A 23,150-nucleotide genomic window follows, 5' to 3' on the forward strand; every position below is an offset into this window, starting at 1 on the left:
TCCACCGACATTTATCACATAAATAGAATCTGCCATATCGATCTTTCGTTTGTGCATGTCATCCAGCATCTCTTTCGTTTTTGAGAGAGTGCCTTCATCCATTCCATCCCATCGCAAACTTCCTGATCTCCGGAATGTCCGAACAGACCTACGCTGATTTCAAGTGTCAGTCTCTTCTGAGCCTCTATAAATTCATCCTTAAATCTTGTGCTACCGCAAAGTGTTATAACTGGATAATTCATTTTTGATCCTTTATTTCTGCAATCTGATCATCCGGGCTAATATCTACTAACGAAACTAATAGTTGACCGCTTTCATCTATGAACATCTCTATTTTTTGTTTTCTAAGCATCAACATGTTCTTCACGAGAATGTGTGTCAACTCCTTATCAATATCCATTGCCCTATCTCCAAATAACCCAAACACCTCTGAAATAGCCTGAATAGCAACAATCCTGTATTTTTCTGGAAAATTATCAATTGAAGAGAGCATGTTGTCCCAATCGGAGTATATTTTATTTTTTGTAGCTTCATCAGATTTCTTTATAATTTCCGAAAGTAGCTCTATTACTTCTTTTGTTATTGACATTAAGCATCCCAGACTCAAAAGTTTCTTAATGTATGATATCAACTTAGAAGCGTCAATATTCAGATTAACAAACCAGTCTGGAATAGATGTCACCTTAAGCTTTACTTCATCATTCATCGACATTGAATATATCATCGCTTCAATCGTTATTAATGAATATTCCATGTTGTGCATGACGAACGATATTGCATCATAATCACAAATTCCTAGAAGCTCCTTACTTTCGAATCCACCAAAAAACGGTCCGGATAAGTCATTTTCACTATTGACCGTTGGTATAGCTTCACAATATCTTTTTAACGAACCTGCCTCTTTTAGCCAGAAATCCTTTCCCACATCATCAACTTGATTATAAAAGATTTTCCCATCAATAACGCCAAGGGATGCCACTGTATCTCGATCATATTCCTTAATGATTTCTGATACATCTGATTCTACTTGTAATAAAGTTGATTCCATAATGAATCCGCCAGCGTTTACTATCTGTTCAGCAGGGAAGCCTATCTTATACAAGGCAACAAGTGCCGAAAATGAAATGACGTATTTTTTGGCCTGTTGCGATTGCTGAAATAATTCCCTCACAAATATTCCCTGTGACATTAGAATCTGATCAACGAATTGTACATATGTAAGCCTCGTAAATCGCTTATATGCAAACAAGGGCATAGGAACGTCTTGAATATTGTTATATTGATCAAGCCAATTATAAGTCTCTCTTTCATCCGGTGTATTATTAATGATCCAATCATTGAAAGCGGAAATATCCATTTTTCCATTTTTTGAAGGAATTGAGATTTCTTTTGCAAAACCAGTTTGCGTCATTTTTGAGGTACATGTTCTAAAAAGATAAGCGTCAATAGGTATGATATCCAGTACTTCATAATCTACTCCCTCGATATCAATATGATCGCCCTTGTGCTTCCTTAAAAATCCCATTCCCGCAGCATCTTCTACATGAATATGATAGTCACCATTCCAAATATGTGGAGAACTCGGAAGAATATTATCCTTGTATATACACAACCAACGCGACAATCCATTACTGTCCTTACAATATGCTGCAGTACCACCTTCTATTCCGCTTATTCTAATGACATCGTTATTATCAGAACGAGTCTTTATTGAAAGGAATTGACCGAATGCAGGATTATATCCCTCTTCTGACATTAGAATAGATCTTATATTTTCATTCTTAGCTTTAGTTACATCACCCTCCGATAAGTACCACACCGCAACAAGCATGTGAAGTCGCGAAGTATCCGCATTTATTGCCGCATCAATAACCGTTTTATCTATGTTCCGTTTATTCATCAACGACAATGTAATAAGAGAATCTATTACATAAATATCTCTTGGGTTTTCTGCAAATGAAGCTTTGAACCATTTTATTGCTTCTACATCATTCTTCTTCCCCTGTTGAATAATGGCATTGTATTTTTTTATTCTAAAATTGTTCTCACCACACTTTTCGTGTTTTCTTAGATATATTTCAGCAATATCATATTCCCCAAAATGAAGCAGCCTTTCTATAATGCGATATTCTGAACCAGCAAATAGTCCACTCATTTTTCCATCACGGCACGCCTCAATAAATAATTGCTTCATATCCTCTGAAGCATCTATTGTAAATATTTCCGTCCAGTATTCATATGTATGCTGTAATCTATTTGAATACTTTTTTAGTTGCTTCTCTTTTTCCTCATTAAGATTGGCGATACTAAGCGCACTTATATACATAAAAAAGAGAGAAATATCTTTGTCTAAAACCTCCTCATGTTTTCTACAGAATAAGATCAGCTCGTTCTCATTTTTTTTTGCAACAAAATAGTTGTTTATTAGCCAATATGTATCATTCTTAACAGCGTACTCATATATTTCATTAATATCAATTTCCTGCTTCTCATTCTTAATTGCAATAACATAATCAGAAAGCGGTGTATAAACCAACAAGTCCTCTGGAAGCAGTTTCTCTGCTTCATCGCATCTGCCCAAGATTAGATGTATTTTTGCAATAACAGAATAATAAAATGCTCGTATATCACGACCCATCCGATCATAAATATCTCTTTTCTGCAATAATGAATTCAATATAGCTTCAAGTCTTGCGTTGCCATCCTCGGATTCAACTTCATCGATATACTTTTCGATTTTTCTATCTGCTATTAAGACTTCCGTCAGCCAAGAATTGTTATTTTTCTCAATTTCCTCCATTGCGGAGTATATATTACGTATTTTCTTGCCATGCAAAACCTGTACTGCAATCTGTTTTGTCAGCCACTCTTCTTCGAAAGCCAATTTTTTATTAACTTCAAAATTATGTATCTCTAATCCTGAATCAATTGTAACTGTTTCTGACAAAATTCCATTTATTTCATTTTTTTCGAGACATGATGCCAGCTCTCTAAGAGCCCCCGCAGAGGCAAGGTTTGAAAGGCCTTCAATCTTTTCTCTTCTAAACAAAAGCACCGGCAAAGCAATTCTGATGGCATTATCCCGAACTTGTGCATTATGAACATCAGCTAGTCGTTTTATAGCATCTGCACAATTATCTGCTTGGATTATTTGTGTTAAACAATCCTGAAAAATAGCAAGATCGTTTGATTTTCCTTTTACGACCATAGCCAAATTATCAAACTCTTCAAATCGTCCTTCACGAAGTCCCTTTGAAAGTAAATCTGCTATTATAACAGCCTCCGCATCGGTTAAATTCTTATTCGAATTTATCGCTTCAAGTATCTTTTGGTCATTTTTAAGTCCAATGTTTACTGATTCCTGTAACAATGATAATTTATCAAGACAAACAGATACCATATGTCGCTGTTCAACTGACAGTTTTTCCCTATAATAACTCCCAACTCGTTCATCAATAATATGGAACAGATCCTTAATAATCCGTTCCTCATCATTTGAGAATCCTATTTCTTCAGCTTTAGCTATATCACGCGCTTTCTTAATTTCAATCTTTAGAAACTCTTTATTACTATTCTCTAGCTTAGTGGCTATTGCCCTCTCAATGACTTTTTCAATGAATCTCTTGTTTCTTAAAAAATATTCGAAAGCGCTTGAATCAATATAAATGCTTTCATTTCTACTACAAAATTCATCAATTTCTTTCCTGAGATTCTTAAGAAATTTCTTTTGACGTCTTTTATCAAACCAACTCTTAATTCCAGAGCTAGTAATGTCATATATGAAATTTTCCAATATGGCAGATATCAGCTCCGCAATCACTTTTCTCACCTCTTTACTCAACCCCCAGCGCCTTAAACACCGCGTCTTCGGCACTCTGATAGAACACAAGGCTGAAGCTACTCATGAGCTCTGCTGGTACTGTTCCGAGGTCAACCGCCGATGTCTGAGGCAATAATATCTTCTTCGCACCGCTATCAAGGCACACCTGCAATGTACTTGCAAGATTATCCGCTTTCATGATCGTTCCGCCTATGCTGAAATCACCTATAACAGCCATAGAGCTCTGCACCGGTCTTCCAAGAGCAATAGAGCACAATGCAATAAGCGTAGGTAGTGCAAGTTTCTTTGTCATCCCTATACCCTGCAGATCCTGATAATTGATCACAAAATCCTTGTTCATCGTAGCCAGAGATCCGCTGATCCGGTTTCCGTTTGCCTTCAGGAAATTAAACGCTGTATCCACAGCTTCTTTGCATTCCCTATCGCTTCCAAGACCAGTCCTATCGAACTTACCATTTCCGGGAAGCATCTGAGATTCCAAACGGAACACACCGATCATGTCGGACTTACCGTGCGATATCGTATAGACCTGTCCGGGATTGCACATACCCTCAGGGATCAGCTTGCCGCCACCCTGCTCAGGAACGGAAACATAATGCTCTCCCATATCCTCCATATCAATGTATGAGAAATTGACATCATAAAACTCCATGCCTCCGAGCTTTTTAAGCTGCTCTTTGACACGTCGTCTCATTTCCAAAGATATCTCCAATACCTCTGCCACTTCTTCTTTTCCAAACTCTCCATTCGGATACAGAAGCTTCAGATATCCATCCACCATCCTGCGGACAGCAATGGTATCACGCTGATTCAGGTTCTTACCGAGCCTGAAATACTTATCTATTGCGTCGCCAAACTGAACCTTGCGAAGCTCGCGGATGAAACCTGCAAGATAATCAGTGATAAATCCATAATCATTTGTAAAATGCTCCGGTCTAAACTTCGGAATCTCCCAGCCCGGATTGTAACAGTGCATTCTGTCAAGAAATGCTGTATCGGTTCCCATCTCAGGCGGGAATGGATCAAACAAGCTGGAAGTCTTCAAAAGCACATCCACACTCTGATTGATGTTGCCTACGAATACCATTGATGCGGAAGCAGCCTTCTCTTCTTTACCTCTGGCAAAAGATCCGGATGCCATATAATCTTTCATGATCTGAATGCCGTCTTTGTCCTTGAAATTGATACCGGCAACCTCATCAAAAGCCACAACATCCCATAATCCGACCAGACCCATCGTTCTTCTGCTCATGTTATAAAACAGATTTGCAACCGTGGTTTGACCGCCGGAAACAAGGATACTGTTCGGAGATATTTCTTTATAAAGATGAGATTTACCCGTGGATCGTGGTCCCAGCTCACAAAGGTTAAAGTTATTCTCTACCAATGGAAGCATACGGGTAAGCAGCAACCACTTTTCACGATATGTCAGCTCATCCGGCTCCATACCGGTGGAACGAAGCATTACATCTATCCACTCTTCCTTAGAGAATGCTTTTCTTCCCTCTTTCAGCTGATTTAGATCCACATTCGGCATCTGAATCGGCGTTAGCTTCGTTATTGAAACCGGTGTATCATTTTTCTGCTTTGATTTCTTCTGTCGCTGTTCAGCGCCATAATCATCCACTTCGCCAAAGTCATCATCTTCAGCCCCATATTCAAGCTGGACGATGCACCAAATACCACCGCAGAGCAGTCTATCATACTGCTCCGGGTAGTCTTCTGAAATAGGAATCCTTGTAAGACCAAGATTCGAGAATGTAGCCTCGTACTCATCATACTTCATGTTAAGCTCAACAGTGATAAGATCTATTACCGTATGGGATCCCTTCTTACGAAGCACAGAAAGAACTTTCTGTGCCTCATCCGGTCTCACATAATTATTGGCAAGGATACTCTTTACTGTTTCTACTCCGCGCTCAATGATTGCTTCATCATCAGAATTGCAGTATTGTCCCAGCAGATATTCCAAAACATAGATAGGGACATTTGCCCCCTCTTTGATATGCTTTGTCAGGTCTTTACGGACAATCTTCCCATCAAATATCTGGCGAAGCTTTTTATTCAGTTCTTCTCGGCTACCTGCTGTAGCAACATCAGAATCCTTCTCTTCATTTTGATTCTGCCCGTTAAACCCATCCATGTAATCCATAACTACACCGTCTCCTTAGCTAAAAAATCCAAAATCATCTGCCGCAAACGCAATATCGATCTGGAACTCTATTCTCTGCGGAAGATCTGTACTATCCACCTGCTCTATGATCAGATAATAGGTTTCCTTGCTGTCATATGCCTGTGACTTCAGGCTGAAATTGCACCTGAATGTTCTATCCTGAGCATCAGCCCCGATCTTATCCGCAAATATCTTTTGCACATCAGAAATCTTCTTTCCGCTCGAATCCACAAAGTAAGCATCATAAACAGCCTTCTCCCTGTTGCTTCCTACCGCATCCTTCTGGTAGAAGTTCAAAGAGAAGATCATGTTTGTAAGTTTATGGTTTGCAGATAAAAGCATTACCTCAACAGGCTTCGTATCATACTTATCCTTATTCTTCTGATACTCCTTGGAGCTGTTACGTAAATGTTTATACTCAATTAACGGCACGCACATTTCCTGCAAGCTCACACCACCGTGAACAAAGTTCATACCCGATCCGGCACTTGTCTTAATGCGGATATCCCCTCTCGGAGCATACCCATAATAATCTGTCTTGCCATCCATGAATTTTACAGGAAGCAGATATTCCGGATCGTCTCCCTTTGTAAGAATGGCGAATCGTCTTGCATACTCTACTATCCTATGAACAAATTCGGATTTTTCTGTTTTTGATTCCTCGGTCAGCGGACTGTATGTATATAAGAATCCATGATCCGAAGTGATCATGATATTGATACCGCCAAAATCATTCACTATAGTTCTTACAAGCGTAATGATCTCTTCTATCGTTTCTTCACAAGCATTAAATACCTTTGTCTCCGACGTATGGCTGGTTTCATCAATAGTGTCATGATAAATGTAAACGACATCCTTACCCTTCACAAGCTCCGAACGTTCTGCACGGCTTACTGCCATCAGATCCTTTGCTTTAACAGCAACGCTTTCAGGATTAGAAGCTTTCAAAAGATTCTCTCTGTTCACGCTGTCAGATGACTGACCATCTGCCAACACCTTAAGTATCTTCTTTCCGGCATCATTTTCCTTAATCTCTACCGTCAGTTCGTTATGCGGCAAAAGCGCTGCCATTCCAAACTTGGTCTCTGTAGGGAATATGCCCTGCATACTTGAAAGATTAACCTTGCCCTGCATCTCACGGCTCAGTTCTTCCTGTAATGATGCGGCCACTTCATATCTCAACGCATCCGATATGATAACGTAAACCTTATTATCGGCATTCTTTATCTTCTTATTGTAGAACTTTTCCTGTCGATCTATTTCATCGATATATCCTTTTTCTGCAAGCTCTGCCGCAGCCTGTTCAGACCAGTTATGTCCGAGGCCATCCAGGAACCAATTTGTATAAAGACGCTCAACCTTATCGCATACCGCTGTAAACAGATCCTGAAGATCCCCACCATAGGATTTCTTGCTGTTCTCATAGCTCATATGGAACTGCCGATAATAGGTATCCATCTTGTAATAATCAGTTGTATATGCCTTCCATATATTCTTAGCTCCAACAATATGGAATCCGGCCGCATTTTCCTTAAAGAAATCCTCCATCTTTGCAAGAGCTAAAATGCCATCATAATAATCCTTATACCCGGAAAACCATGCAGATGCCCTGCGCTTTTCTGCTATGGAATATATCTTATCCGGCTCTACAATTTCGTTCTTAATGTCCGTCATTATTTTTGTCAAAATAATCTTGTTAATAGACGGTAAAATCTCTGTGTCTGCAAGTTCTGATGCACTCTGCTTTGATAATCTCTTTACAAGATGCATCTCCTCCTCTACATTTTCTGCCATTGCCATATATGAAGTCGCGTCGTCGCTATGAACCCAATCCGATACCAGGTCACTGCAATATGCCTGTAGCTGACCATTCTGTGACATATAATCAGAAAGACCGTCAAATACAGCGGTGGGAAGGGTTCTGCTTGCAGCTGTCAGAATAATATGAACAGCCAACTTTCCAAGGTTATGATCATCACCATAGCCCGTAATACGATTTGCCATGCTCCAAAACAAATCAGACGCTTCGTATTTTACAAATTCCTGATACAGATAGTTGTCATCTGTATTCAGTCCGGCTTTTAATACAGACTTGATGATTGAAATCGGATCTGTCCTCTGTGCCTTACCGATGGAAGCCATAACCGCAAGCTGCAACTTCATAGGTGAATCAAGTCCATCCGACAGCTTCACCACATCGTCACGTCTTGTCTTGGCATTAAGGAATTTACGGTACTTCTTCACTTGATTACGAAGTGCCACAGATGAGGGAATTCCCATCTCATCCATCCATATTGAAATGAGATCCGCCCTGAACTCCTCGCTATATAACTCCACATCAATCAACCAGTCATCTTCCGGCTTTTCATAGTTCATAGGATTATACAAAAGGAAATTTTGATTAGGTTCATCCACGGCAAGTGTTTTCTTTGTCTCAAAATAGTTATTGCCAGTAACACAGAGAACCTTGGCATCCTGCAATTCCAGTTCGCCTATCTGATCCTCAAATTCCTTTTCCTCGTCATACCAAACAACAATCCTTCTCTTATAAAACTCCGGCAACGGAGCAAGAAAACGCTTATTCAGTTCCTGACTTATTGTTGCTAAATCCATGTCTTCAGTCCTTTACTTTATTTTTGCGAGAACATCCTGGAATAATGCGTAGTTATGCTTCACTCCATCATCCAGGTCAATACTTATCATCTGATCTGCAAGGTGGTGTATCTTCTCCTCATAAACATGAAGCTCTTCATCTTGATCTCTTAAAGTGTTTAATTTCTTATTGAGTTTCACTTTTTCTGAGCTTGATACACTATCGATCCTCTTTTCAATTTCTTCGATTGCTGTCCTGTATCGTGCCTGTTGCTCATGCACATAATCAGTTCTAATACGTGCAATAGTATCAGGTTTATAGCGATGCATATATACAAGACATTTGAAGCCGTTCTTTTTCCCAGAATCAAATAACCAATATATTGGTCTCTTTTGATACGTCTTCACGTGATCAGTAAAGAAATCGTTTATGAAGTAGTTACGAATAACTTCACGAGATGTACCACTTCCCCCAAGTGCTTCTGATATGAACTTAAGATTATCTTCAAGTGCATCCCTGCCGTAAACCACCTCAACAAATTTTACGAAGCGACCAACAATATCATCTTCAAAATATTCATCATCACAAATTGGGATGATGGCATCTTTATCAGGAATATATGAATTATATTTTGATATATCCCAATCTCCACCTGCATATACCAGCCCAAACATATCAAGAGAATATCTTCCAAACATGCAACCAACCGCATAGGAAATCAATCCCTTGATATCCCGTTGTAAATTAGCCTTAGTCGCAGTTATATTTTTTTCTTCAACTTCAAAAGAAACGTCATCACATAAACCGTAGGTATCTATAAATAACCGGTTTAATTCTTCTTCTGTGTTCTTTAGTTCATAAAAGCGTTCATCGCATTCTTCACTCCAGGTTTTATATATTTCTGATAGCTTCAATGATTTTTCTTTAATCTGTACATTATTACCTTCTTTACTCCTATCGATTACCAATGGATGTGCTTTGAAACTCCATGAACGTTCAAAACTATCCCAATCTATTTGCGCTATTTTTACACATGCCTCAGCCTTTCGTTCTACCATTTCAATGTTCTCAAAACATAAAGGAATACCAGCAATATCGCCTGGCTGAAAATTAATTGTAGGGTTAGTCAAACTTAAAGCATACTGTCCTACTTTAGAGTTTAATAAAGCCAAAATGTAGAACCTATACCTGTCTATGTATAAACTAGAGCCCCCAGAATCAAATAATGCCCCTCCATAGTTATATCTGCATGCAAATGAACCAGATGTAACAGCCGACCATGATATAAGCGGTTTAAAATACAATTGTTCGCTTCTTACACTGGCTGCCTTCAGACCATTGGGCTTTATATTGTTTTTGATCTCGTATCCATCATTTTCCCAGTTTATCACATAATCATTATTCCCATACCATCTGCGGAAATCGCCGCCCTTAAGATATGGAAACCATTTCTTACCACCCTCCAATGCTGAATCCGCACTATCTGCGGATATATCCATCTTACTAGCGGACACCTCATGCCAAAGTCTTAAGAAACGGTCATTGTCACCAGTAGTCATTCCCGTCTTAGGAGACGCTAATGAATTAATAGTGTATCCTCTTTTACATATAGCCAAATATGCATCATTAGCCCAATATGATATTGGACACCCCATGATATCCAAAAATACATCGCTGCTAATCTGATTAAATCTATTTCCAGTTGCCGGAAACTCTTCTGGTTCTTCATTTACAATATCTTGTAACTTTATATGATTATATGTACCCTTATATCCTGTTATGTGCGACTTTCTGAAACATGTGACCGCAGTTCCAAACGCTATGCCCATAACCATGTTATCCATGTGCATTAAGTTTGTTATATCAAAGGAAGACAAAATAGACTTCCTCATTTTTTCATAACTTGCAATAAACATCCAGCTCTGCATTGTGACCATACAATTTATTCCATTGTTACAAATTAACTGGTTGCCCTTTTCTATAAAGCAAGAAAACAAATCAGACTTTGTGTCTGGATAATATTTTTTTACATATTCACTTAATGTAGCCGGCATACCTTTGGCGCCCATGTAAGGTGGATTTGTAACAACCACATGATACTTCTGAGATAAAGCCTTTGCTTGATTTGCAAGCGTAGATATCTTTTCGCCTGCATACATGTGCCATCCCATCATGCGAACATCACTCATAGTCTGCTCTGCTGTCAAATTCCATGCGTTTATAAAATCATCATAATCTCTTTGTTCCACATTGAGGATTGAGCCGAATTCCTTTGCATCCTTGAACACATCAAACATGTATGTAAGTGTCTCTTGTTGATTCTTATTAAGCAAAAAATCGCCATAATCACCGTCATATTTCAAACCATTGCTTTCTTCAATAGCATAAACATGAGGCTGAATACCACGGGTAAAGAATCGCCTGTCATACTGCCTCGCCTTCATCATTACAGCAAAATATGCAAGCTGAGCAGCACGCTCATCTATATCCAATCCCCAAAGGTTGTTTTTCACAATACTTGCAGCTGCATCTCTTGCAGTATAACCATAGTCTTCGTAAATTTTTATAAGTGTGTCAAACAAAACACATAAAATATGTCCAGAACCCATAGACGGATCAATACACTTAATCTCCTCTGGCTTTAATCCTGCATGCTCTTTGCGTATCTCCTCTAACTGTTTCTGAACGTTAGGTTCCTGCTCTGCTTCATCGAGATAATACTTCCACTCAGACTTTAAGGATTCATTCGGATGCCCTTCAAGCCATAATCTACCAAGGCTGTTTTCTACCATGTAATGAACAATCCAATCCGGCGTAAATAACTGCGTAGCTGCCGGAATGGTCTCCTTGGTTATCTTTACATTCTTTTTAAGGTCAGCAAAAACCTTATCTTTAGGCTCCGTATTGTAATACTGATACAGCCATCCTATTATCTGTACCTGATCCTGCCAATCCGCTTCGGGAATACCATCTTTCTGATTAACCATCTGCTCAATAACACTTCCCTCTCGCAGAAGATAATCTGGCAGAAGCAGTTCGGTATAATCCGCAATTTTCTGAAACATCTTAGGGAATATTCCAGATAGTGCATTGCACTGAGTTATAAGGAGATACTTAAAAAGTTCATCATCCCTGTTATCGCTCTTCAGCTCATACACCTTTTCCATGTCTAAGCCTTCAAGTTCCAAATGAAGTGCTTCTGACATGATTTGGGGGTTAAATTCTCCTGCTTCATCAGTAAATACACGTACATGGCTCGGCAAGTATCCATTTACCTCCATGAATCTGAGCGCAATGAATCTGTTAAACCAGGTATATGCAACTTCCTCCATCATCTGTGCATAGCCATTTTCATTTATTTTGCGGATAAGAGCCTGACGCTGTTTCTTCTCATCATCACTCAAAAGGATTCCATTGATGCTATCTAACTTTGGATCAAGTTTCGCTCCTTCCTCTATTCCATATTGCCAAGCTTTCTGAGAGACCTTTTCTATAAGCTCTCTTCTTGCCCATACCGCATATTTTTTTATCGCATTCTTATCCATCTGCGCATCTCCTTTAGTTGGTTATCTGGATACCATCGCTCCCCTGTAAATACTGTTTCATCTGCTTACGGATATTCTCAACATAGGCATCAATCTCATCATCTGTTTTCAGAACTTTTGCCGGGAACATCTGCTGTCTTGCCACCTTTTTTATAATTACCTTCTTAGGCGATTCAGCTTCATCACTACCCTTTACAGGCGGCTTCTCTTCTACCTGCGGTGCCATAGCAGCTTCAATAGCCATGGTTGCCTGATCCTTATATGACCACATCGGCACTGATACACCATCAAGAAGTGCAAGGCTCTTCTCCGCTGCTATCTGCTCTTTCTTCTGAGTGTAGAAGCTGTCTGCCTTATCAGAGATAGCCTTGGTCTTTTCATTTACCATGGCATTCTTGTGAATCTCTTCAAGGCATGAACGTACTACCTCATACAGTGTCTCTCTCTTTTCTTCGAGCATTGCATTGTGAGACTTCTCAACCGTACTCTGGAGTTCATTCAGCTCAGGAATCCTTGAATAGTCATAGGTCTTTCCGTCAAATATATTTGTGATAAGACGCATCTGGTTAAGAGCATGTTTAGCTTCTTCATCACTGTCGATATAATCAAGATCGTTCTTAATGCTCTCAACAAAATTTGCTGCACTGTCAAACAAAGCGACCTGTGTTTTGAAGAAACTTTCTATATTCTTCAGTTTGTCCTGCATCGTATACAGGGCATCCTCACTGTTTACGACCTTATCTATAAGGGCAATATTGTCGCTCTTCTGTGAAAGCACGTCTTTTACAAGCCTTACTGCATCCCAGACAAGCTTCTGATCAGGATACTTGCGTCCTTCATATTTCTTGTTGAGGGAATCATAATGTTCTTCCAGATCCGTAAACTTCTCTATGATAAATGCAATGAGTCCGTCTTCATCAGCCGGGACATCCATCACATCGAGGAAATCTCTGAGGAACTCCCTTGCTTCCTTCATTTTTGTAGGGCTTACCACATGACGTTTTGTAATTTCAGTCTTACCGACTTCGCTCTTTTTGCGGAGCATATCCGGAAGTTTCGGATCATTTGGCTGTATGGTCATGCCACCGTATTTGATGGTAACTTTCTGCTCATATATAAGCAGGGCTACAACCGCAGCTATATCGATCTCTCTCCATCCGCTCGGAATAGCTTGATATCTGCTCTGAATGTCGGACATCTTGGTTGTGATGTGTTTCATATCCTGCATTTCAAGATATTCCTCTATCTTCTGAGCAGCTCCACTGTTTGGATGAGTACCGGGAGTATAGCTTTGCATCTGTGTAAGTATCGTAACTATATCCGAATCATCATTTGCATTCTCGCCAATCAGATCCAAGTCATAATATACATGGGTCACAAGATACTCCAAAGCCTGATCCAGCTTACTCTTGGCATCCCCACCCTTGATATCAATATGTTCACTATCCACATAAAATTCAGCAGACTCGATAGCCCTCTTAATGTAGTCAAGGGCATCGTTTTCGTACTTGGTTGCCTCGTCCTGCTGTGTGCGGATGATATCCTGCACAGACTTCGGGAGCTGTGATATATTCCTTGTCTTTACATACTTTCTGATCTTTAATGCATTCTCAATGCACTCATAATACTTACCATCACCAAGGACTACGATAGCCTGTCCCTTGGAGTTGGTCTGCAGACGGAGATCCTGCTTCTCATAATCATCTGTTGCAATAGAATATATCTGGAGCTTCATGCCTCCCGTCACAGAGCCGATAGCGGTTCCGTCTACATACTGATCATATGGGAAATCATATATCTGATAGCGGTATTTTTTCTTGTCATAAATCTCACCAAATACCAAATGACCTATTCTCTCTATGATCTGCGCTGTATCTACGGATGTATCCTTGATATCCCTTGCGATATCCTGCTCTTCGTCAGTAAGGAAATTATAGGTATTACCATTCCTTCCGATATAGTTCTGACTAAGCAGACGGTCTAAAGATTCACGCACCTGCTCTCTCATTTTTATTTTATCGAGGTTGATGTTATCAGTCATAAGAATGACGATTGCATCAAGCGTTGACTTAATATCAGAATCCACATAGCGGATAAGATATAGGAGCTTAAGTACAGCCACATCCTGCTGCTTGATGCCTCTGTCCTCGTCTGCCGCTGTCTGGCATCTTTCTATAACACGTCGAATAGCACCATCCAAAAATCCATGAACGGTGTCATAGAACAGATAAAATGGTGCGATTGCATTTTCATCTTTTTCTTTCAGCTTCTGAGCAGCCTCCTGGAAACCTGAGAGCATAGATCTCTCTCCACCAGACTGATGCTTACCTGCATTACCGTGTTTTCTGATCTCGTTAAACACTTTCTGTAACAGCAGGAACTGATACGGTACAAATGGAAAATCTCTTGAGAACTCCTGCGGAGACTCATACCCTCTGATATCCTGAAGTGCATCGTCTCTGTTGAATTTTAAGAGATTACTGAGAACAGATGCTTTCTCCTCATAGACCTTCTGAAGCTCCTTGTCTGCCTCTGGAGTCTTGGAAAGGATTCTCTTCTGAATAACCTCATCTGCAGATGTTGAAGACAGTGAGAGTGTTGTCTTAAATCTTGCTCTGATTCGAGAGAACTCATCCTGTCTGGTCTTGATAATCTCGTCCAGTGCTTCCTGTCCGGTACACATTACCCAGACTTTACCCTCGCACTTATTACCTATATCCTCTACAAGTGACTGGAGGTTAAGCAGATGATCTCTGTTATCACCTACATACTGGCCAACCTCGTCTATCATAAACAGGAGCCTGTAATTATCGGGCTTTGAATTAACATAGTCACGGATCTCCGATACAAGCTGTGCAATACTTGTTTCAACTGTTTCTGTACCATTGAACCAGTTACGGGCTGCCTCTTCACTCATGCCCAGTACACGCTTAAGTGTTTCAACCACATCATCCTCGAAGAAAGCAAAGGACTCTCGGGTATTGAGCCATGTATCCCCATTGATTTCTTCAAATGTCTTACGGAATTCTTCTGTCTTGCCCTGCTTTGCGATGAACTGTTCAAGCTTTGCCACCTTTAGGTCTTCGCCATAAAAACCAAGATGGTTATAAAACATCTTTGCAAATACACGAAGGACTGCTGTAGCATCCTTGTTAATAGAACCTTCGATATCAATATTGAAAAGAATGGTATCCGTCTCACCCTTTGTGGCCTTATCAATCAGCATAAATGTAGCCGGATCATCCTCAAATTTGCTACGGAATCTCTCAACCGTCTTTATTCCCTGTACTTCCTTATTTTCAAGAATATATGACAGAATCTTCAAGAAATGAGATTTACCACTTCCAAAGAAGCCGGATATCCATACACCTATATCATTCGTCTTTGAATCAAAAGCATCACTGTATTTGTTGAACAGAGTGATAAAATGCTTTTTTAATTCCTTTGTTACAACGTATTCATCTAATTCCTGAATAAGAACTCGCTCTGTTTCTTGTTCTACTTGTACTACGCCATTTATCGTTCTATTGATGTCATCTTTAAACATCTGTTCAATTCTCATTACAGTTTTTCCTCCATTCCTATTATGTTAAATGCCCTATAATATCCCTTCTTGGGTAGCCTATTAAACAACTTGACATCGCGTCCGTCGAAAGTCCCCGGATACAACACAACTATTGGAATCTTCCCTGAATCCTGTGGTTGTATTGCATTAAGGACATCGTGAGATCTTATAAAAGGGTAAGCCTCCCCTACTCCGGTTATTAACAACACATCTCCTTCTGAAAAACCATCCTTGCAGATTTCTTGAACGAAGTTCTTTGCCGAAGCCGTTCTTCCCTCGAGATTTTTTAATAATATTTCAGATCCCTTGCTCTTTTCCAAACCTGGAATCTTGTCTATCAGTCTCTTATCTGTACACAGCTTAAGGAAGATCTTATATAAGTTTTTCACTTTAACATTGCAATTTACATCCTGATCTACAGCAAGCTGTTCTATAAAGTATCTTACTGCCATTTCATCTGCGGGATCGTAACAGAAAATATGTATGTTTACCTCATTGCTGAGACCATTTCCTTTGAGAAAATCCTCATCCTGTAATCTGGCTTTTAGTTTATCAAGCCTTTCCAAAATGTCGCTCATAAATGTCTCTCCTTAATAAAAACAATTAAATGCGGGCAATGCTACTTCATCGCCGTTTGCTCTGATAGCATTTTCAACCTCTGAACATATCATCACCGGATTAAGCTTTGTTGCCCTCGGGCCATCGATATATTCATTCTCTATAAGAACTTTATTGAGTACCTGTTTTATCTTATTCACGGTAGACTCGCTCCATGTTGCCACCTCATCGTCCTGTTCTTGTATCCTAAAAAAAAATACGTTTAAGTCGATGCGGCCATAAGAGAAATCTTGCTCTCTGTACTTTGCCCCGATTACAGTTATCATATAATCCCAGACTAGTCGATATTGCTTCATCATTGCGTACAGACATATCTGTTTTCCTATTTCTAATGGACTATGCGCTATAACTCCCACCAAGCTAATATCATTTAAGTTATGTAACCGCCTAAGACACACCTTGGATATATTTTTAATCATTCTTTCTGTAGGAAACTGAAATAGATTATCTTCTACCACTCTATTTATTATGTCTTCATCAGACAAACCTTCATCAGTCATTAGTTTTGCAACAATTTTAGACTCATGAAATAAGAACTGTTCTCTAGTCAAGCTTCCATTCCCGTAGTAAGGAGAATTATTCTTATTATTAACCATTCTCCTTTTCCTCTACTTTGTCAGTTTTAACAAAATGAACAAGATCACCGAAGTCACAATCTAGTTTCTTACATATTTTCTCAAGTACTAACATAGACACAGGTTCACCTTTACTCATTTTAGCAATTGTACCGCTGCTAAGATTTACCTCATTCATCAGATCAGTCTTATTCATATTTTTATCAATTAACAATTTCCATAGTCCGTTATAAGATATAGCCATCTTTTAAACCTCTCTTGTCAGTTTACGCAACATATGAAAATTATACTATATTTATGAAGGTGAGCCAAATAGATCGTTCAGAAAATCTTTAAGTTTGTAAAGATTTGATTCATATTGATGTTGATGAGTTCAAAACAATTCTCTAATCCTGGCAAGCAGTGACATCCTGTACAGAATGTCTCCGTTGCTTGTTGAGGGGAAGCCCCCAATCCCCCTGATCTGCTCGTTGACGAGCAGGGCTAATCATAATGTTTTCTTTGGATGTCTCTACATCAGTTCGTGAAGTTTTTCAAAACCATTAGCAACTTGTTCTCGGGTTTTCACTCATGCCATACTGAACCATTCAATAACTTTTGGTTTTTAACCACCAGATTGTCTCCAACTTTATCAAATTCTTCACGGATGACTTGCACCGTATGATTTCCATTTGCTATAGATTCAGATACTCTGATCCTGAAGGGAAACATTCCCTTTGCTTCCTCGTTAAAAATTTCAGATTCAAATAATACTCGTTCCATGCCACACCTCACATTTAAGATCTATTGACATTTAGTTCATGATTGATTCATACCTTTTATACAGAAGATTCCGTCCCGTATAAAATCTTTTGCATCTGTATCAAACCCCTGCTTGTAAAGATAATTCTCCTGGTCAAGAACTTCTCTCCATTTTTCACGGAAAGTATTCAAATCCATACCACAGCTTTCTGCAATCTCATAATCATCGTAGCCGGCAGCATATTTGATTCTCACATCTATGTTCTTAACCATAATTGTTTTCTTCTTAAGAGTCCTAAACATTAAATCCTCCCAATAATCATTTGATTAAAGATATATATATTGTTATAGAAATATAATGCATCCGCCATTGTATTGGTCACGGATGCAGCTATGTTTTAAAAAGAAATCATTTTGAGGGGTGATTCTTTTTAAGTTATACATAACGTAACATATTGACCAAGCAAAAAATTGCACATTAAAAAAAGAGGGCAGATAGCCATATTTAATAGCTATCTGCCCTCTTGAAATTATAGTTGTATCTCTTTTTTCTGCTCTTTGTCTTTTTGCTTTTCATCAATCTCCAGGAATCTGTCGATGTCCTGTTTTGCAATCTGGTAGTCCATCATCTCCTTTCGAGTTTCCTTGTAGCTCTCATAGAGCTTTCTCTTTTCCTGAAGGATCTTTGCATATTCTTCTGACAGCTCCTTCACTTTAGGGAGCTTTTTGCCATCAAGTTTCTTGAATTCTTCCTTTGCAGCTTTATGGAGTAGTATTTCCTTTCGGTGAAGTTCTTCAAACTCTCTGCTATAGCCGGATTCCACAAAAGCTTTGTATACATCCTTTGTCTTTGCGTAGTTAATGATATGAGTCCTGAGATCTGATATCTCCTTAAGTCTGCTCTCCTTCTCTTTTATGGAATCTGAAAGTGTTCGGAATGTCTCAGCACTACATGATGCTTTTTTTGAAAGTTCCTCATAGTTACGTATCCCATGTTCCTGTAAAAACAGAAGTGCCTTGGAAACCTGCTTTATGTTAAAGACCTTAGCCCAGCGTTCATAACCCTTACCTTTTCCTTCCTGCATCTTTTTGTTGATGTCTATAAGAAGGTCAAAGCCACGGTCGGGAACCATAGATTTTCTCTTTGTGTGCTTCCTAAGGAATTCCTTTCTCTGCTCCTCGGGATCAAATTCCATTTCTCCGGTGATACGTTTTCTGATTTCTTCATCAGTATAGCCTTTTCCAAGTGATGATAATCTGATATACCGCTTTTGTCCTTGTCCCCTGACGGCTGTGTGCTTTCCATTCTTTATTTCGTAGCCGGAGGCTTTTAAGCTATCAAGGAATTCCCGAAAATCCTTTGGCTCTTCATTTAAGATACTGTCGATTTTCTCCCTAAGAACTTTTCTGAAGGATTCTCTGTGATAAGGATTCCTGTTATCACGCTCAGAAGGTTTTCTGGGTTTTATTACAGACAATGCATGTTCGAGACAAACGATGTCGCTGACTTTCTGAAGGACCAGAGCTATTAACCAGGAATCCTTGAACTTTCTGTCACAATCAAGATTTGTGGAATTGAAGATAATGTGATTATGTATGTGTGCCCGATCGGTATGAGTCGCTACAATAAAAGCATGATTGCCTTTGGTGAATCTCATGGCTGTTTCGTAGCCGATGGCATTGGCCTCTTCAGGAGTGACCTCACCGGGTTTGAAGGACTGCCTGATCTGATAGGCGATGATATCTCCCTTTGGTTTCCTACCCGTGATTCTCAAGTATTCCTGCTTTGACAGTAAGAACTCCTGGTCAACGGTTTCCTTGTCACAGGCATAGGAAGAAATGAGTTCTCCGTTTTCTGTCTTTTCACCGTTCTTGGCATAATCCGTTCTGTCCTTCAGGCACTGTGCTACAGATCTTCCTTTATTCTGATGCATCGCTATCAGTCTGGTGGCAGCCATGTGTGTGCACCTTCTTTCTTAAATTACTCGTTTAGCTTGCTGAGCATTTCCAGTATCTTTCTCATTTCTACCCATAAGAGTTTTTGCTGTTGCTGCAAATCCCTTATGTCATCCACATAGACAGATCCGCATTCATTGGCCTTTCTTGCATATTGGTTCAGGTTATTAGCATTGATGCGAAGGAGCCGGATCATTTCCTTTACATCACTAAGGTCCATTTTGATAATGTAGCCGTTTAGAAGCATTTTCCTGTAGTAGGCGGATTCATTCTTGATTCCTGACTCTTCTATTCTTTTATGGATCTGTTCTGATTCTTCCGGGGTTACAAAGAAGTGGATCTGCATATCTCGTTTACTTTCCATCAGCAAAGACCTCTATCCCGGCAATGGCGCTCCTTATGTTTTTTTGGAGTATCCATATGTTCACTTTTCAGCTTTTCTCTGTTTTCCCTTATCTTCACCCTGACAGACTTCTGTTCCGTCTTGAGATCTTCCTCCATGTCTTTTTTTGATCCATTGTTAATGATGCCATCTATTGTGTTGTAATCATCCTCAACCTGCATCTCCGCATTTTTCAATGGATTATCCTTGATCAAGTCTTTCCTTTGATCATCTTTTGTTTCAGTATTTTCTTTATTAACTGTAAGTTCCATCGTTTTCTCCTCGATCGCTGTGATCAATTCCGAAGCCGCCGTCCTTATGGTGTTCAGAGATTCTTTAAGCTCAGGCGTTTCTTTTCCCTTTGACCATCCGGCCACATAAGCGAAGCTGTAATCGGATGTGTCTATGCCGAAATGCTGACAAACGGTATAAGCAACGGATTCGGCTTCAACCTCTTTACTGGATCTCGATTGTCCGCCATCCTCTCTGTTCTTTTGTATTTCCATATTGTGGAGTTTGGCATGAGCCATTTCATGGATTGCTGTCTTGATATTTTGTATCTCACTCATGCCTTCCTGAATAGCGATCCTGTTCTCTGCAGTCTGAAAATATCCTTTGGATTCACCTTTGATATCCTCGAAACCTATAGGAACCGGGCTTACTTCTTTTATAGCCTCAAAGAGTTTTGCATATCCATCCACATTTCCTGTGAGTTCATCCACTCCGATAGTTGGTATCGGTTCTCCTTCAGTCTGAGATATGTCGAAGGTGCTCACAGGTTTAAATGCTGTGACATTGATCTGCACGGTTTCCTTTACGGGCTCTCCATCCTTATCGAGAATCGTTATTCCTTTTTCATCAAGCTTGTTCTGCTCTCTTTCTATCTTGTAAGGTGACGGAGCCAGGATACGGATTCCTTTCTCACCCTTCTTCACAAAGCGGCCCATCTGTTTCCAACCGGTGTAGGACTGGCAAAGTGTGGCATCGGGCTTCTGCATCATGATAAGAAGATTATTGTTAAGACTGTAGTGAGGAAACCTTGACATGGTATCAAGGAACTTCTGATACTTTTCACTTTGAAAGATCTCTGATACTCCTTTTTCAAGGCGGTCAGTTATCTCCTTCATTTCCTGTTTTCGGTCTTCGGCTGTTTTCTTTGAATCATACTTTGGTTTCTGTTCTGCCACTTCTGCTCCTTTCCACTCAAACTTATCAATATCCTTTTCAAATTCGGGTGCCGGTATATCCATCATCTTTTTTTCGTGGAAGGAATAGTACTGGTCATCTGCTCCGACGATGATGTGATCAAGGATAGGAATGCCCATGATGTGACAGGCTTTCTGAAGCTGATCTGTGACTGCTACATCATCACTGCTTGGAGAAAGATCACCTGACGGGTGATTATGAAAGAGCAAAATGCAGGCAGCATTACTGAGAATACTCGATTTCAGAATCTCCCTTGGGTGAGCTAACGAAGCGTTAAGAGTTCCCAGGCTTACAAAGTTTACATTAATCGGTTTCAGATCATTTTTAAGGTTGACTACTACAAGCGCTTCGCGGTCAAATTCTTTCAAGGTGTCATTCATGATACGTATTGCTGCCTGTGTGCTGTTCATGGGCTCCTTACTGATAAGGGGAGGCATCTTGACCATGCGAATCGCTACTTGGGGGACCCGGTATTTTTTATTCATTTGTTCCACCTACCGGTACTGTTAACACTGCGTTCTGGCCTTTAAGCTCTTTAAGCTTTGCGAGTATTGATTTCGGTGTGGAACCTTTTGCTTTCTTCTCTCCCATTTTCTTTAAAGCTTCCATGTAACCCTGGTATCTTGATTTTCTTCCCATAGTATTTACCCTTTCTGTAATAAAAAGGAGCGGCATCTCTGTCGCTCCCTTGGTGATGGTGTTCTATATTATTTTTACTGATTTATGGATTCACCGGAATCGTGAATGTCTTCATCCCTTGCATTCATATCCCCGGTATCATCATCTTTATTCATGCTTTCGAGGTAATCCTCTTCATCATTCTCCTGATAGTCGATATCCGGATCCTGAGCGGGCTTCTTTATCTTCTTACCCATGGTTTTTTTGTAGAAATAGAATCCGATGCCTCCGGAAACTGTCAGGAAGAGTAATATGAACCATAAGGTGCTCGGTATGCCCTGCTTTTGTTTTGGTTTCTCTTCCTTAGAATTTTTCGGCTCCGGATTTTTCTCTACTGGCTCAATTTCTGACTGAGTTGAGATCTTTTCTTCCAGTGATTCCTTATAAGCTTTCTGTTCGTCTTCATCCATAAGTGCCAGAAGGTCTGCTTCATCAACAAGGTTGAGGAAATGTACGGTCTCATTGCCATCATCGTCCCTGTCGATGATGAGATAAAAGTAGTTGCCGCTCTTCGTGGTGACAGTGATGAACTGTTTTCCTGCTTTATCAGGACTTCCGTAATCATCAACGAGATTCATGTTGCCGTCCGGTGTAAGCGGCCCCATGGCTTCCTCTGTTTCTGCCGGAGTTTCTTCGATGGTTTCCGGCTCTTTTCCCTGACATTTCTCATGATCTTTTTTACAAACCGGGCAGTTTCCGTTAATCGACTCAACTTTACATTTATCTTTGCATGTACACTCAGCTTCGATGCCGGTGTTGGCAAGTACTGTCATGGTCGGTGCTGAAAGTATGCTGCTTACAGTTATGATCACCGTGGCCAGAATAGTCTTAATATGTTTCATCTGTCTTTCCCTCCTCTTCTTCCAGAAGCTTCATAAGCTCAAGATCCTCATCTGACATTTCCTCTGTTGATTCTTTAGATTCTGTCGTTTCCGAGTTTTCTTTGTCTTTTGAGTTTTCTTTATCTACTGAGTTTTCAGTACTATCAGTGCTGTTCTCGTCTGATGTGTCAAATGGTAAAGGTCCAAGCTGTCCGGACTTTACAAGAGCAAGGACACTTGCAAGCTGTTCAGGTGTCATATTAAGTGCCTCGACATCCGAAAGGATCTGCGTTGCCTCCTCTTCCTTAAGCTTGTCCCTGTCTTCTTTAAGTCTTCTCTCAGCATCTGCAAGACGCTTTTCTGAGCGTTTTACAATGTTTCGTAATTTAACAAGTTTTTCGTACATGTTTCCTCCTTCTTTACATGGAAAAAGCCGCCTGTTGACTCAGACGGCCT

At 39.9% G+C, this 23,150-nt stretch carries 17 protein-coding genes; all 17 read right to left on the reverse strand.

Features of this window, described 5'->3' with window-relative positions; genetic code table 11:
• Window positions 1-14: 14 nt before the first annotated feature.
• The 17 genes from BLV86_RS05635 to BLV86_RS05715 all read right to left on the reverse strand — a co-directional run bounded on the left by BLV86_RS05635 (window position 15) and on the right by BLV86_RS05715 (window position 23,100).
• Window positions 15-242, reverse strand: coding sequence for a hypothetical protein (locus BLV86_RS05635; protein WP_242873246.1), 228 nt, complete (start codon window positions 240-242; stop codon window positions 15-17).
• The gene (locus BLV86_RS05640) at window positions 239-3,841 is read right to left on the reverse strand and encodes a hypothetical protein (protein WP_139297884.1); all 3,603 of its coding nucleotides are present in this window, start codon (window positions 3,839-3,841) and stop codon (window positions 239-241) included. Before BLV86_RS05640 ends, BLV86_RS05635 begins: the two co-directional genes overlap by 4 nt.
• Window positions 3,834-5,984 carry a protease Lon-related BREX system protein BrxL gene (gene brxL, locus BLV86_RS05645; RefSeq protein WP_090815649.1) on the reverse strand — a complete coding sequence of 717 codons (2,151 nt, stop codon included), beginning with the start codon at window positions 5,982-5,984 and terminating at the stop codon, window positions 3,834-3,836. The genes BLV86_RS05640 and brxL overlap by 8 nt, the downstream gene beginning before the upstream one ends.
• Before the next feature lie 24 nt (window positions 5,985-6,008).
• A complete protein-coding gene (gene pglZ / locus BLV86_RS05650) occupies window positions 6,009-8,627 on the reverse strand; it encodes a BREX-1 system phosphatase PglZ type A (protein ID WP_090815510.1) in 2,619 nt (872 codons plus the stop codon).
• Between the two features lie 12 nt (window positions 8,628-8,639).
• Window positions 8,640-12,152 (reverse strand): BREX-1 system adenine-specific DNA-methyltransferase PglX, encoded by a 3,513-nt coding sequence (gene pglX / locus BLV86_RS05655; protein ID WP_090815512.1) that lies wholly within the window; start codon window positions 12,150-12,152, stop codon window positions 8,640-8,642.
• 13 nt (window positions 12,153-12,165) lie between these two features.
• Window positions 12,166-15,714 carry a BREX system P-loop protein BrxC gene (gene brxC / locus BLV86_RS05660; protein ID WP_090815514.1) on the reverse strand — a complete coding sequence of 1,183 codons (3,549 nt, stop codon included), beginning with the start codon at window positions 15,712-15,714 and terminating at the stop codon, window positions 12,166-12,168.
• Complete coding sequence (locus tag BLV86_RS05665; protein WP_090815516.1) at window positions 15,714-16,295, reverse strand: DUF1788 domain-containing protein; 582 nt, start codon at window positions 16,293-16,295, stop codon at window positions 15,714-15,716. Before BLV86_RS05665 ends, brxC begins: the two co-directional genes overlap by 1 nt.
• A gap of 12 nt (window positions 16,296-16,307) precedes the next feature.
• Window positions 16,308-16,931 (reverse strand): DUF1819 family protein, encoded by a 624-nt coding sequence (locus tag BLV86_RS05670; protein ID WP_090815518.1) that lies wholly within the window; start codon window positions 16,929-16,931, stop codon window positions 16,308-16,310.
• Window positions 16,924-17,154 (reverse strand): helix-turn-helix domain-containing protein, encoded by a 231-nt coding sequence (locus tag BLV86_RS05675; protein WP_090815520.1) that lies wholly within the window; start codon window positions 17,152-17,154, stop codon window positions 16,924-16,926. Before BLV86_RS05675 ends, BLV86_RS05670 begins: the two co-directional genes overlap by 8 nt.
• A 320-nt stretch (window positions 17,155-17,474) precedes the next feature.
• Entirely contained in the window at window positions 17,475-17,672 is a 198-nt protein-coding gene (locus BLV86_RS05680; protein WP_090815522.1) for a hypothetical protein, read from the reverse strand.
• A gap of 36 nt (window positions 17,673-17,708) precedes the next feature.
• Window positions 17,709-17,954 carry a hypothetical protein gene (locus tag BLV86_RS05685; RefSeq protein ID WP_090815524.1) on the reverse strand — a complete coding sequence of 82 codons (246 nt, stop codon included), beginning with the start codon at window positions 17,952-17,954 and terminating at the stop codon, window positions 17,709-17,711.
• A 227-nt stretch (window positions 17,955-18,181) separates the two neighbouring features.
• Window positions 18,182-19,609 carry a relaxase/mobilization nuclease domain-containing protein gene (locus BLV86_RS05690; RefSeq protein WP_090815526.1) on the reverse strand — a complete coding sequence of 476 codons (1,428 nt, stop codon included), beginning with the start codon at window positions 19,607-19,609 and terminating at the stop codon, window positions 18,182-18,184.
• A 23-nt stretch (window positions 19,610-19,632) separates the two neighbouring features.
• Entirely contained in the window at window positions 19,633-19,971 is a 339-nt protein-coding gene (locus BLV86_RS05695) for a plasmid mobilization protein (RefSeq protein ID WP_090815528.1), read from the reverse strand.
• A complete protein-coding gene (locus tag BLV86_RS05700) occupies window positions 19,971-21,680 on the reverse strand; it encodes a JAB domain-containing protein (RefSeq protein WP_090815530.1) in 1,710 nt (569 codons plus the stop codon). The genes BLV86_RS05695 and BLV86_RS05700 overlap by 1 nt, the downstream gene beginning before the upstream one ends.
• Complete coding sequence (locus BLV86_RS17750; RefSeq protein ID WP_175456449.1) at window positions 21,673-21,834, reverse strand: hypothetical protein; 162 nt, start codon at window positions 21,832-21,834, stop codon at window positions 21,673-21,675. Before BLV86_RS17750 ends, BLV86_RS05700 begins: the two co-directional genes overlap by 8 nt.
• Window positions 21,835-21,908: 74 nt before the next feature.
• Complete coding sequence (locus tag BLV86_RS05710; protein ID WP_139297885.1) at window positions 21,909-22,715, reverse strand: DUF4366 domain-containing protein; 807 nt, start codon at window positions 22,713-22,715, stop codon at window positions 21,909-21,911.
• Complete coding sequence (locus tag BLV86_RS05715; RefSeq protein ID WP_090815534.1) at window positions 22,702-23,100, reverse strand: DUF4315 family protein; 399 nt, start codon at window positions 23,098-23,100, stop codon at window positions 22,702-22,704. The genes BLV86_RS05710 and BLV86_RS05715 overlap by 14 nt, the downstream gene beginning before the upstream one ends.
• Window positions 23,101-23,150 lie beyond the last annotated feature (50 nt).

The organism is Oribacterium sp. KHPX15 (genome assembly GCF_900107835.1).
Classification (GTDB): Bacteria; Bacillota; Clostridia; order Lachnospirales; family Lachnospiraceae; genus Oribacterium.